The organism is Actinomyces oricola (assembly GCF_004104015.1).
GTDB lineage: Bacteria > Actinomycetota > Actinomycetes > Actinomycetales > Actinomycetaceae > Actinomyces > Actinomyces oricola.
On the sequence record NZ_RYFV01000002.1, the window covers coordinates 1 to 12,885 of the forward strand.

The 12,885-nt window shown below is 67.6% G+C and carries 11 protein-coding genes; 8 read left to right on the plus strand and 3 right to left on the minus strand.

The window, feature by feature from the left end; all coding sequences use genetic code 11:
- The first annotated feature begins 206 nt into the window (after positions 1-206).
- From EUC46_RS01505 to EUC46_RS01515, 3 genes are all read left to right on the plus strand, one after another.
- Entirely contained in the window at positions 207-1,271 is a 1,065-nt protein-coding gene (locus tag EUC46_RS01505; protein ID WP_128772436.1) for an IS630 family transposase, read from the plus strand.
- A 54-nt stretch (positions 1,272-1,325) separates the two neighbouring features.
- Entirely contained in the window at positions 1,326-2,594 is a 1,269-nt protein-coding gene (locus EUC46_RS01510) for an MFS transporter (protein WP_128772437.1), read from the plus strand.
- A 158-nt stretch (positions 2,595-2,752) separates the two neighbouring features.
- On the plus strand, positions 2,753-3,502 hold the full coding sequence (locus EUC46_RS01515) for a siderophore-interacting protein (RefSeq protein ID WP_128772438.1): 750 nt from the start codon (positions 2,753-2,755) through the stop codon (positions 3,500-3,502).
- A gap of 213 nt (positions 3,503-3,715) precedes the next feature.
- Here EUC46_RS01515 and EUC46_RS01520 read toward each other — a convergent pair whose 3' ends face one another.
- Genes EUC46_RS01520 through EUC46_RS01530 form a run of 3 tightly spaced genes read right to left on the minus strand, consistent with a single transcriptional unit; the run spans position 3,716 to position 5,936 of the window.
- Positions 3,716-4,594, minus strand: a complete 879-nt coding sequence (locus EUC46_RS01520; protein ID WP_128772439.1) for an SIR2 family NAD-dependent protein deacylase — start codon at positions 4,592-4,594, stop codon at positions 3,716-3,718.
- Entirely contained in the window at positions 4,591-5,466 is an 876-nt protein-coding gene (locus EUC46_RS01525) for a macro domain-containing protein (protein ID WP_128772440.1), read from the minus strand. Before EUC46_RS01525 ends, EUC46_RS01520 begins: the two co-directional genes overlap by 4 nt.
- Positions 5,466-5,936 carry a winged helix-turn-helix transcriptional regulator gene (locus tag EUC46_RS01530; protein WP_241655334.1) on the minus strand — a complete coding sequence of 157 codons (471 nt, stop codon included), beginning with the start codon at positions 5,934-5,936 and terminating at the stop codon, positions 5,466-5,468. Before EUC46_RS01530 ends, EUC46_RS01525 begins: the two co-directional genes overlap by 1 nt.
- Positions 5,937-6,080: 144 nt before the next feature.
- On the opposite strand from EUC46_RS01530, the gene EUC46_RS01535 reads away from it, so the two are divergent.
- The 5 genes from EUC46_RS01535 to cas3g all read left to right on the plus strand — a co-directional run bounded on the left by EUC46_RS01535 (position 6,081) and on the right by cas3g (position 12,866).
- Positions 6,081-6,713, plus strand: a complete 633-nt coding sequence (locus EUC46_RS01535) for an NAD(P)-dependent oxidoreductase (RefSeq protein ID WP_128772442.1) — start codon at positions 6,081-6,083, stop codon at positions 6,711-6,713.
- A 246-nt stretch (positions 6,714-6,959) separates the two neighbouring features.
- Positions 6,960-7,169, plus strand: a complete 210-nt coding sequence (locus EUC46_RS01540; protein ID WP_128772443.1) for a hypothetical protein — start codon at positions 6,960-6,962, stop codon at positions 7,167-7,169.
- Positions 7,170-7,394: 225 nt separating this feature from the next.
- The gene (gene cas7g / locus EUC46_RS01545; protein WP_128772444.1) at positions 7,395-8,582 is read left to right on the plus strand and encodes a type I-G CRISPR-associated RAMP protein Csb1/Cas7g; all 1,188 of its coding nucleotides are present in this window, start codon (positions 7,395-7,397) and stop codon (positions 8,580-8,582) included.
- Positions 8,582-10,186, plus strand: coding sequence for a type I-G CRISPR-associated protein Csb2 (gene csb2 / locus EUC46_RS01550; protein ID WP_128772445.1), 1,605 nt, complete (start codon positions 8,582-8,584; stop codon positions 10,184-10,186). The genes cas7g and csb2 overlap by 1 nt, the downstream gene beginning before the upstream one ends.
- Positions 10,173-12,866 (plus strand): type I-G CRISPR-associated helicase/endonuclease Cas3g, encoded by a 2,694-nt coding sequence (gene cas3g / locus EUC46_RS01555; protein ID WP_128772446.1) that lies wholly within the window; start codon positions 10,173-10,175, stop codon positions 12,864-12,866. Before csb2 ends, cas3g begins: the two co-directional genes overlap by 14 nt.
- The last annotated feature ends 19 nt before the right edge of the window (positions 12,867-12,885 follow it).

The following is a 12,885-nucleotide window of genomic DNA, read 5'->3' on the forward strand; positions in this document are numbered from 1 at the left end:
CATCGCCAATATCAAGACTTGGAGAATCCTCCACAACGACTACCGAAGACCCCTGAACACATTCAACACAACAATCACCGCAGTACTAGCCCTCATATTCACCTACAACACCCCATGAATAACCCTCTATGGCCGGCTTTAAACAAAACCGTATTCCAGTGCGTTCTTAGGTGGAGATTAGTGTGGGCGCGGTATAGAATGGGTGCATGCAGGTTGATGTGACACCGGAAGAACGCGATGTCCTTTTGAGGTGGAAGAAGCGCAACGACACGCTGATCCTGGTCAGATTGAAAGCCGAAGCGATCCTCTACGCGTCCCGCGGCGTTGATACGGACATCATCGCTGAAATGGTCGACCGAACCGAAAGAACCGTGAAGGAATGGTTCTCGGAGTGGCGGCGCACCAGGCTGCATTCGGTGGTGACCGGTCATGCCGGCAATCAGAACGCCGCGAAACTCACCCGCACCCAAAAAGAACAGCTCAAGGAAGTGCTGAGCCTGCCACCATCGCAGTCCGGCATCAGGGCTGACTTCTGGGACGTGCCCGCCCTACGCGATGTGGTGAAGGCGAGGTTCGGTGTGGAGTATGAGTCGGACTCCTCCTACCAGTTGCTCCTGCGCTTCGTCGGCATGAGCTTCAAGCTGCCCGACCCCTTCGACAAGCGCCGCGATGAGAAGGCCATCACCCAGCGCATGGCGCAGATCCGCCAGGAAGTCGCTGATCTCATGGCCGGCGGCTGGGAGGTCTACACCATAGACGAGGTCCGTGTCGAGCATGAGGCCGAGACCCGCCGCATGTGGCTGCCCAAGGGCAAAAGAACCAGGATCTATGTGGACCGGAACCGTTCTTCATGCTCGTTCTTCGGTGCCCTGAGCCTGACCACCAAGAAGATGAAGGTCTATCCCATCGAGGGAAACCAGAACACCGAGCAGATCATCCTGGCGATGGCCCGCCTGGCACGTGAAACAGATAACGATAAGATCGCTGTCGTCCTGGATAACGCCAGATTCCACCACGCCAAAGCCCTCACCAGCCTGTACGAGCCCGGCGAAGCATTAGAGAGAATCACCCCGATCTACCTACCGCCATACGCGCCGGACCACAACCCGACCGAGCACGTCTGGAACACGGCCAAAGGAAGCATCGCCAACATCCAGCGCGACACCCCCGAACAAACATACGACGCGTTCCTTGACTACATCAACAGCCGCACCTTCGACTACGACTTCGAACACCTACCAACAACACCCCCCGACAACGATCTTGTTTAAAGCCGGCCATATTAAAGGATATGAGTGCGTTGAGTATGTTGTGGAGAAAAGGCCATGAGTTCGGCTGACGCTGAGGACAATGAGGACGATGGTGCTGAGGATGATGGTTCAGGGCGCGCCGATTATCTGGCTTGGTTGTGCGCCGACACCTCCTGGCAGTTGGGGTCGGTCATTGGCACCTTCGCGTTCATGATGGTGGCCTTGGACGTCACCGGGTCGACGGCGCAGGCGGGGCTGGTGTCCACGGTCGCCGGGGGCGCGGCAGCGGCGCTCTCCGTCCCCGGGGGCATGGCAATGGACCGCGTCGACCGGCGCGGTGCCATTATCGCCTCCGGGGTGCTGCGAGCCGTTCTTTACACGGCCGTCGCCGTCATGTGCGCGACCGGCCACGCGGGACTGGGCGTTCTCATGGTATGCGGGGCACTGGCGGGGCTGATTACGGGAGTATTCGGCACGGCGTCGGATGCGGCTCTGCCCAGCGTCGTCTCCGGTGAACGGCTGCCGGGTGCGCTGGCCGTCAACCGGGGGCGCGACGGCGTCGTCAACATTGTTGGGCAGCCGATCTCCGGGATTCTGCTCGCGCTGGGGTCGCGGGCGCCGTTCGTCGCCTCGGTTATCGGTGCGCTCGGTCAGGCCGCCGGCATCAGCCGCGTGAGAACCGATCTGCACCCGCTTTCTGGAGATGGGGACCATGGCGATGCGCCGCGGGCGCCGCAAACACCGGTGACCTGGGAGCTCCTGCTGCGGGTCCTGTTGCAGCCGATTTCGCTGGCACTGCTCGGTTCCGCAGTACTGCTGAACGTCCAGGTCCTGCTCCTGGTCGACGGTATGCAGATGGCCCTGCGGATAGCGGGCGCGTCTACCGCCGCGGTAGGCCTGCTCAATACCGTCATGGCGGCGGGAGTACTCGTGGGGGCGCTGCCGGCCTCCTGGATCATCCGGCGGGTTCGGGCGGGCTGGATCATTGTGGTGGGCTCGCTGCTGTGCACCGTGGTTGTTGTGCCCGCACTGGTCCACTCCGGGCGTGCGGTTCAGGTGGTGACAATGGCGCTGATCGGTCTGCCCGCCGCAACCATGAATGGCTGCGCCTTCGGCTACGTGCAGCATGTGGTGCCCAAGGCGGGGCAGGGGCGCGCCCTGGCACTGGTGGGCCTGATCATCGCCGTGATCTCGGCGGCCGTGCCGGTGACCGCCGGCGTCCTTCTCGAGGTCGGCGGCCTGCGCCTGTGCCTGCTGGTTGCGCTGCTCCTCGGGGCGCTCGCCACCCTGGTAGCCGTCGCCGTCAGCCCGGTCAGGCGCTTGGCACGCGTCGCCGAGTGGTAGGCCGACCCATTACCCCCTGGCCCCGTACGCACTGCTCAGGGGTAAGCCGCGCAAAGCGCTGCCGGATCCGCTCACCCGCCTATCGCCTCCACCATCCAGAAGCTAAGGTCAGCCTTAGTAGCGTTGGTGCCGGGGTGCCCGGAGTGAGGGGGACGGCAATGTCGCGCGGAGTTCAGGGAGCGGTACTCAAGGCCCTGCGCGCTCCCGAGTACCGTCTGACGATCACCGAGGTCGGTGAGCAGGATCCGTACACCGTGCTGACCGTCCACTGCCCCGGCCTCCTGGGACCGCAGGCCAGTCCTTTGCCGCCCACAACCTGGGTGCGGATGTGGATCCCCGAGGGCGGGCGGGAGTACCAGCGCGCCTACACCCTGACCCGCATGGACACCGGGCGGGCCTGCGCGCAGATCCTAGTGGCGCATCACGAACCGGAGGGGCCTGCCTCCCGGTGGGCGCGTCGCGCCCGCCCGGGCGACGCCGTGGCCATCCACGTCCTGGGCGGCACGCGCTACCGGTCCCCGTCCCCAAGCGATCGCATGCTCCTGGTCGGCGATCCCGCCTCCGCGCCGGCGATCACCGACGCCGTGAAGGCCGCCCCGGCCTCCTGCCGCGCAGAAGTCGTCATGCTGGCCGAGCCCGGGGGCAGCCTCCCGCGCGCCGAGCGCGACCACGGCTGGACCCTCGTGGACCCATGGGCCCCGCAGTCTCAGCACCTGGAGGCCATCGACCGCGCTTTGGAGTCCCTGGCATCGACGACCTGGGCCTGGGTGGCCCTGGAGAGCGCGCTCACGCGCACCGTGCGGCGCCATCTAATGAATGCGGGCCTGGCGCGACGCGCCATCCAGCACCAGGCCTACTGGGTTCGCGGCCGGGCCATGGGGATCGCTGCGGACCCCGACCCGGCGTGACGCCGCCCGTCACAGCGGCGACCCGGTAGACGACGAGAATCGTGCGCGTCCGGCTCTCCGGCGTCCTCGACTCCCTCGAACCCTGGATGCATGGGGGATGCCGTCACTGATGTCGACACCAAGCCACCCCCGTCAACTGTTATTGACGCCTTGGCCGATCCTCGCCGCGGCTGGCCCACAGACAGCGGGCGAGTTATCCGTCTCAACGGTGGCTCAGCCGGCAGCTCCTTCCAGGAGCGTCTCCGCGTCCGACACCGAGGCGCTGCGTCCCGCTAGATCCTGTGGAACACCGGGGTGGGCGATGTTCACTCGCACCAGCTGGGACTCCGGCAGGGAGCGCACGATGTGCTCAACGGGCCAGCGCACAACACTGGGGGTGTTGAAACCGGCGCCGATCTCGAGGACTACCACGCCCTGGCCGTCCTGCGGCAGAGCAGACAGCCAGTTGTTGGCCTCTGCAATGCCAGGTCGCAAGTGCTCGTCGATGAAGGAGGAGTCCGCCCGCACATTGAGGAAGGTTGGTCCGCCGCAGTTGGGGCAGGTCGGCAGCACCTCGGGCCGGGACAGCCCTGGATGGGTCGCAGCGTCGTCTCTGAGGCGCTCGACAACCGGGGCGACGTCCCAGACCCGTCGTACGCAGGGCTTCGTGCACTGGTAGAAGGCGTAGTCGCCCTGGGGTTTGGCGTAGGCATCGACGCTGAAGCCGTTCCGGGCCAGGAGCTCATCGACGTTGCTGGTCAGGACGGCGTAATCGCGGTCGGCGATCATCTCGCGAAGCCGCGAGTACAGGGGATTGGGGTCGGGGTGGGGATGCAGTCGGATATCCCAAACGTAGTTTCTCCAGAAGGTCCACAGAACCTGTTGGGGGAGTTCTGTAGTGATGAACTGGAGACAGTTGCGGGCGCCCATGGCGTGCAGTTCGGGGTGAACCCGGGCGAAGTACGCCTCGTCGCCGTAGTCGTATCCGGCGGCGGCGCTCATGCCCGAGCCCGTTGCCACAAGGATGTGCTCCGCTCCCACCAGGAGGGCGCGCGCCTCACTGATCGAGGTGGCATCTGCGGACACGAGGTCCTCGGGCCAGGTGGGTCTCATATCGTCTCCTTGGATCGTTGTGCCCGGGCGCTGGTGAGCAGCTCGCGATACACCTCGGTGTCTCGTGGCGAGAAGGTGTCGAAAACGATGAACATGCCGCGACCGTCTGGTCCGCCCAGCCACTGCGTCACGGCGTTGAGTGCCACCGCGGCCGCCTGCTCGATCGGGTAACCGAAGACGCCAGTCGAGACGGAGCACAGGGCGATGCTGTCGAGCCCGGCGCGTTCGGCTGCGTCCAAGCACGCGCGGTAGCAGGAGGCGAGAAGACGAGCGTCCTCAGCCGTGGGCTGTCGCCCGGTGACGATCGGTCCAACAGTGTGGATGACCGCTGCTGCTGGCAGGTTGAAGGCCGGCGTGATGGTGGCGGTTCCCGTGGGCTCCGGTGTGCGCCGACGTCGCATGTGTTCGGCGCAGGCATTGCGCAGCTCGGGCCCGGAGGCGGCATGGATCGCATTGTCGATACAGGAATGCCCCGGGGTGCGGCACCCCAGCATGGCGCTGTTGGCGGCGTTGACGACTCCGCCGATGCGCAGACGAGTGATGTCCCCCTGCCACAGGGCCACATGGGCCAACGGGCCACTGTCCGCGATGCGAGGAAGATCCTCAGCCTCGACAACGCCCCGCTCCCGGACCTCGGCCGTCAGAAGCGCGTCAATTGCTCGTGCGGCCGCGGTGGGCACCGGACCGGGATCCCGCAGGGTCAGCAGGGCGGCGAGCAGTTCCCGATCGGCCTCGACCTGCCCCCGCGGGACCAGACGATCAGTGAGATCCGCCGACAGGTACCGTCCGGCATCCTCAATCGCCCATTGCAGTGCACGATCCAGGTCGCGGCGGTAGGTCACCGAATTCAGCAGTGCTGGAGAACTGCGCATCACGCATTCTCCTGTCCGCTGACACCCTGCGAATCCTGGTGGGCTTCGTGGTCGGCGTCGTAGGCCGTGCGGGCGGCCAGGACTTCGCGGGCGTTGTCCTGCGCCCAGCGGCGCAACGCGGCGATCGGTTCACTGATGGTGATCCCCAGCTCGGTGAGCTCATAGTCCACGCGCGGGGGCACACCCCCGGTTTGAGTGCGAGTCACCAGACCGTCGCGCTCCATGGAGCGCAGCGTCTGCGTGAGCACCTTGGGCGTGACCCCGCCGACTCGACGGCGCAACTCGGTGAAGCGCAGCGGCCCATCGGCCAGGGCGGAGACCACCAGAGGCGTCCAGCGGTCCACGACATGACGTAAAACGGAACGCGAAGGGCACTGCGGTGACATGACGTCGAAGTCAACAAGCGCCTCGCTCGCCTCGCTTCGCGCCGTGTCCGCCGCCCGACGAGAAGTATTCGTGAAGACCGTCACATCCATCCTTTAGTATCTTTGAGGTATCTGATATCTAGAGGATAGCGTAAGTGCACCCCCTGAGCAAGGACAGCAAGGACATCGTCCCCATGGATCAGGGGGCACTCACAGCCCACGCGCTTCTCTCACCAAACCGGAGGAAACATGAAGATCGCAGTCATCGGTGGTACCGGGATGATCGGATCACGCGTCGTCGCCGAGGCATCCTCACGCGGACACGACGTCACCAGCGCAAGTCGCTCGGGGCGCCCCATCGAGGGCGCCGCCGTGAACGTCGCCGTACCCCTGTCCGACGTGCCAGGGGTGCGTCAGCTGCTGGCGGACCACGACGTCGTCGTCATCGCCACCTCCCCGGATCGCAGCGGCGGTCCGGTCCAGCCCACGATTGATGAGCACCGGGCACTGGTGGAGTCCTTGACTGGCGAGCCGGTGGGCCGGCTCGTGGTCGTCGCCGGTGCCGGGGCTCTGGAAACCGAGCCGGGCTCGGGTCTGCTCCTCAAGGACGCGCCCGGATTCCCCGCGGAGTACCTCGCCGAAGCAAACGCCTACACCCGAATCCTCGAGTTCTACCGGGAGGCGGGGCCCGCCTTCGCCTGGTCCGTCATCGCCCCGGCGCCACTGATCGAACCCGGCAAGCGAACCGGGCGCTACGCGCAGGCCACCGACTCCCCGGCCGGGCCCAAGGTGTCGGCCGAGGACATGGCCGTGGCCATCGTCGACGAGGCCGAGTCTGACGCCCACCGCTCCATCCGGTGGACCGTGGCCTCCGAGGGCTGAGGCGCCGCGTCGTGGCGGACGGCTCACCAGCGAGGAGTGACGGGCCCACGTCGGACCGAGGTCCGCCTCGTCCTCCTCGCCGGTGAGAGGCCGGGCTCGGCGGCGGCCGGTGGCACCGCCGTCGAGCACCCCGGGGGTAGACCTATTCCGCGGGTGCGGGGCCGCGAGTAGGCTCAAGGGAGGAGAGGCCGGAGCGAGCATCGCCCCGCTCCCCACATTCCGTAATGGAAAATGGAGGGAGAACCCATGAACACGATTCGTGAATCCAACAGGAGAAGTTGGGGTGAATTCATTCGGCGCCCCGAAAGGAATCTGCTGCTGTGGGTGATCCTGGCAGCACTGAGCTTCTCGTTCCTTCCCTATGATCTCTGGCGGTATGCGCGGTGGATCCTCGCCGTCCTGCTTATTGCGGAGATGGGTCGTCTCGCTGCGCGCAAGCTCCGTCGCTCGTCCTGAGCCGGCGGCGATCGTCACTCGCGGCGACCACGTCGTCATCCGTTGCCGCAGAACCCGGAACATCCGCGCCCTCATCTGCGCAGGCAGGTCGGTTGCCGTTTACCTCTGATTGGCGGTGTTGTCGAACTGTGACGCCATTCAGGGAACACTCAACCCCGAAGAGGACAATGATGTCTACGCGCGCCGTGAAGACCCGCGCATCACCCGTTCAGTGAGGAGTGCACTGTGACTGTCCCTGCCCTTGAAGACCTACTCGCAGCGTGCCGACCGGGAGGGGCGAGCGTCCTGACCTCCGTGACCCCCTTGGAGCCCGCGGCGGGGCCGCACGCCTCGGTCGCGCCGGCGAAGTTCAAAGAAGGCGACAAGAGCGTCTTCGCCTACGAGCGGCGCTTCTGGGAGGGGCGGGCGGTGGATGCCGTCCTCCTCGACTCCAAGCAGTCCCAGAACAACCGGATCGAGGCCGCCGTGGCGGCGGCGATCGCGGGCGGCGACCCGGTCCTGTCACGGTTGCCGTGCATTGAGCTCCGCTTCTCGGACGGTCCGGTGTTCAGCGACATCGAGTTGCCCCACCGGGCCTTCGACGGTCAGATCCGTGCCGGGACGATCAACGGCCAGCCTGCGACCGCCGATCCGGACTACCGGTTGCTGCGCGACGCCACGTTCTCCCATGCGCGCGCACTCCTGGAGCGCAGTCCCATGACGCTGCTGCTGGGCGGCTGGGACGCCAGCCGCAAGAGCCATCAGGGGCGCTACCGCTCCATCCTCGTCGGCGAGATCATTGGCATCCTCGCGGACCAGGACGGGAACCCCAGTGCTCACCAATCCAAGCGGGGCGGGGCCCGCATCGACCCACTTGGAATGAAGCTCGAGATCACCGACAAGGACCGCAAGGCGATCGCAGACGCCCAGAAGAATGAGCTGTCCAAAGGCACCTATAACAATGCAGTGAAGGAGAAGAAGCAGCTTTCAATCCTTGGTCTCGGCGGCATCCCACCGGCCCTGAAACAGCTGGGCGGCGTGGCCTGTCAGGCGATCATCCGCTCCCATGTGCTGAGCTTCTCGGCCCTGCGGGCGCTGCGCTTCGACTGCGACAACCCTGAGGGCGACGTCGCCTGCCGCGCGGTCCTGGCCGCCCTCGCCCTCAACGGCCTGGCCCGCTCCGACGCCGAACTGTTGCTGCGCGCCAACTGCGACCTGGTCGAGGCGGGTCCCACCGTGGTGACCCTGGACAAACGCTACGGGCAGAAGGAGACCCTCGACCCCTTGAGCGTGGACCAGGCCCAGGGCCTCCTCACCGCGGCGATCGAGCATGCGGAGCGCGAGGCGGACTTGACCTGGGACGGCTCAGCCCTCGTGGTCGAGGGCAACCCGGCGATCCTCGCCGCAGCGGTCGATGACGCACAGGACGAGTGATGGGCCCGGTTGCGATCACAGCGCGCTTCCCGCTCGGCGTCTACCACGGTCATGGTGACGATGGCGCACCCGACCCCTGGCCCTCGCCCGCCCGGCTCTTCTCCGCACTGGTCAGCGCCGCCTGCACTGGAACCACGGCCACACCCGAGGGTGCGCCCTCCCATGAGGCTGAGGCGGCCCTGAGGTGGCTGGAGGAGCACCCGCCCAGCGGCCTGAGGATACCTCCCACCATGGCCGTCCGCACCTCCCACAGGATGCGCGTCGCCTACTGCGACACCGGGGTTGTGGAGACGAACCAGTCGACGAAGAAGAAGGAGATAAAGAAGAAATCGAAGCCGATCTCCGACGGCGTGGCCGTCGCCGGCGGCTTCGCCTGGATCTGGGATGAGATGCCCACCGCGGTCCAAGAGACCCTCACCGGCCTGTGCGCCGATATCCCCCACCTCGGCGAGGCGGACAGCGTCGCCGTCTTCGAGGTGGACACCGGGGTAGAGCCGACCTGGCGCATCGACGAGCAGGCCACGGCCTTCACCCCCGGTGGGCTGCGGCTGCCGGTGCCCGCCCTGGGACGGGCGAAGGTTCTCGCCGACCTGCACGCCAAGACCCGGCCCACCAAATGGCCGACGGCGAGCGCAGACAAGCCGAAGGCGAGCGAATCGGTCGTCGTCTTCCCCACCTCGACCGAATGCCTGCGCACCGTCCGATACGTTGCTGCGGGATTCGACGACGGGCGGGAGGCCGCGGACGGTTTCGGCTCACCCTGGAACGAGGTCCTCGTCCTCCTCGCCGACGACGGTTCCGGGCAGGAATTCTCCGCCCTTCGGCGCCTCGACTGGTGCGTCGGCTTCCACAAGGCGCTCATCTCCCGGATCGGGTATGGCGCCCCCGCCGTCGTCACCGGCCGCTACCCCGAGGGACTCAAACTCCCCGCCAATCGCCTTGCCATCCAGTACGTCCCCGCATCGGTGCTCGCCCGCTCGCGCATTGGCCGGGATGCCGGTGGGGCGCGCGGGGCGTTCCTCGTCATGCTCCCCGCCGACATCAGCGCAGCAGAGGCCGAGGTGGTGCGCCGGGGCCTGATCGGGATGCCGCACGTGAGGTCGCGCTGGGGCAAGGCCCGATTGCGCCCCTTGGGTGAGGTGTACCGGGCCGGTGATTTCTGGGCGGCACCAGCCTCGGGCACGACTCGGCTCTGGTCACCGACCCCGGTCGCCGTTCCCGAGGTAGTGCGTCAGCGCGGCCAGTGGACCTTCGAGGATGCGATCCTGCTGTCCCTGGGCTTCGTGTGGCGCGGCGCCCTGGAGCCGGTCGGCAAGGGCCCGCAGGGCTACCGGAACCTCGTTCAGCAGGTGCGCGCCCTGGGCGCCTCAGTCATGTGGTACGAGCACGTGACGAAGCGGCCCCCCGCCTACGCCCACAAGATGCCGCAGGGAATGGTCGCCCAGCCCTATCACGCCCTCATCCGCGCCGGGGAGCTGCTGCCGGACTCGGCACTCGCCGCCGTCGGCCAGAGCCGCCACCTGGGCGGTGGGCTGCTCGTTCCCGCAGACCTGCCCACCGAATTGGTGCAGGAGACGCTGAGGAGCCGCCGTGTTGAGCCGTGAGGATTTCGCAGAGTTCTTCGAGGCCCTCCACGGGCCCGGGGTCAGGCCCTTTGCCTGGCAGGAGAAACTACTTGACCATGTCATCTCCACAGGCCGATGGCCCGAGCAGATCGCCGCACCCACCGGGGCCGGCAAGTCGAGCGTCGTCGAAGCGCACGTCTTCGCCTGCGCGCTGGCGGCCCTGGGAGCGGGCGCCCGCGTTCCGCGCCGACTGGCCGTGGTCGTCAACCGTCGGGCCCTCACCGACGCCCACGCGGACAGGGCCGCCCGGCTCCGCGATGAGTTGGCCCAGGCGCCCGACGGTGACCACGGTGTCCTCGGGCGGGTGCGCGATGCGCTCGTAAGCCTGCGACCACCTGAGGCACTCGACCGGGCTCCGCTCGTCGTGACAACCATGCGGGGCGCCGCGGCCACGGACCGGGCGTGGCTCAACGCGCCGGAGGCCTGCGCCGTCCTGTGCATGACCCCGGCCATGTGGGCATCCAGTCTCCTGTTCCGCTCCTACGGTGCCAGTCGTTTCGCGCGACCGCGGCTGGCCGGGCTGCTCGCCCTCGATGCCGCCGTCGTCCTCGACGAGGCGCACCTCAACCGTCAGGTCCTTCTCACGGCGCGGCGCGTCGGCCAGTTGAGTACGGCCAGTGCCGGTCGGCTCGGCGTGCCCGGCCTGCAGGTCGTGGAGATGACGGCGACGCCGTCGCAAACCTCCGATGCGACCATTGGTGTTGAGCGCGGGGATCTCGCCCGCGACCCGCGTCTGGCCCACCGGGTGCAGGCGGCCAAGACCGCCGTGTACGCACCGACCGATCACTGGCCCGCGAACGGCACGATGACGGCGAAGTATCGGGATGTCGTCGTCGAGCAGGTGGTGAGCGCCGTCGAGGAGGCGCGCGAACTCGTGCCCGACGCGGCCGACGGCACCCACGCGCCGCGCACCGTGGGCTGCGTCCTCAACCGGGTCGAGTCCGCCACCCAGGTGGTCAAGAAGCTGCGCGACAAGCATGGGCTGGAGTGCCGCCTGTGGGTGGGGCGCATGCGCCCGTGGGATCTTGAGCGGCTCAAGCGGGAGGATCCGGGCCTGTTCGACGTTTCCGGTTCGGGGCGTGTTGACGTGCTCGTGGCCACCCAGACCATCGAGGTCGGTGTGGATCTCGATCTTGCGGCCATGGTCACCGAACTGGCCTCCGGCAGCGCCCTGGCTCAGCGGGCGGGCCGCGTCAATCGCCTGGGTGATCGGCAGTGGGGGAGCGTCATCGTCGTCGGCCCGCCACCCGAGACGGAGTTGACCAAGAACGCACTCCCCTACCAGGCCGCCGATCTGACCGAGGGCCGGGATTGGGCGCTGGCCCGCGCCGACGACGGCGATCTATCCCCGCTGGCCGTCAGCGAGGACCCGCCGTCGCCGGAGCAACCCCGCAGATTCCTGTGGCAGCGGCCCGAGCCGTGGAACGCCGCCCTGTGGGCCAAGACGTCCATGGACCTGGTCATCGAACCCGAGCTCGACCTGTGGCTCAGGGACGACCTGGAACCGGAGGTCGGGACGGTCGGCGTGGTGCTGCGGGATCTGGCGGCCCTGCCCGACGCCACGGCCTGTGAGACGCTCCTGCGGGCCGTCCTGCCGCAGGAGAGCGAGGTCTTCCCCACGATCACCACAGCGCGCGCCATGATGAAGCAGCTGGCGCAGGCTGCCGACGCCCCGCTGGAGCAGGCCGTGCTGTGGCGGGACGGGGAGGCGTTGCCCCTGGGGCAGTCGGCCCGGGCCGAGGACGACGTCGAGATCGACGTCGGGTGGGCGCTGCGCCCCGGTGATGTGCTCGTGCTCGACGCCTCCACGCCGCTGCTCACCGAGGGGGTTGTCACATCCGACGGCGCGGATACGGGTGCTCCGGTGCCGGCGCAGGATCTCGAGGGCATCGCCGCCATCGTCACCGACCCTGACGAGCTGGGGCGTTTGTCCGATATGGAGATCGACGAGCTGGAGCGCGAATTCCCCGATCAGAGCCTGGAGTGGTCTCCCGGGTGGGATCCGGACGCCGCTACACCACCGGCATGGCTTGTGGTGCGCAGCGGGGAAGTCGTCGATGACGAATCCGATACCCGCTCTGCCTGGTCGCGCAGTCGCCGCGTGCTTCTGGCGGACCACAATGCGGCCGTCTCGGGGCGGGCGGAGGTGCTGGCCAGCGGGCTCGGCCTTGCGCCGGCGCCGACCCGCGCCCTGGCCGAGGCGGGGCGCTGGCACGACGTCGGCAAGGCCGATGAGCGCTTCCAGGCGATGCTGGGACGGCGTGAAGGAGACGAGGTCCTGGCCAAGAGCGGGGGTAGGCCACCCCGGTCGGTTCAGCGGGCATGGGCCGATGCCGGGCTGCCACCGGGGTGGCGCCACGAGTTGGCTTCGGCCGCCGCCTACTGGGAGCAGACCGGCAGGGAGGGAACCGACGCTCCGGAACGCGATCTGGTGACCCGGCTCGTGGGAACCAGCCACGGCAGGGGCAGGCCCACCTTCAATCACGACCCCGTCACGGCCGGCCCTGCGTGCCTGGAGGCGCTCGGGGAGCTCGTAGGCGAGGGCGAGTGGGAGTCGCTCATCGCTCGCACCGACAGGTCCTTCGGGCCGTGGGGAACCGCCTATGTGGAGGCGCTTCTGCGCGCCGCCGATTGCACCATCTCTGCGGAAGGGAAGTGATCGGGATGATCCTGGCTGG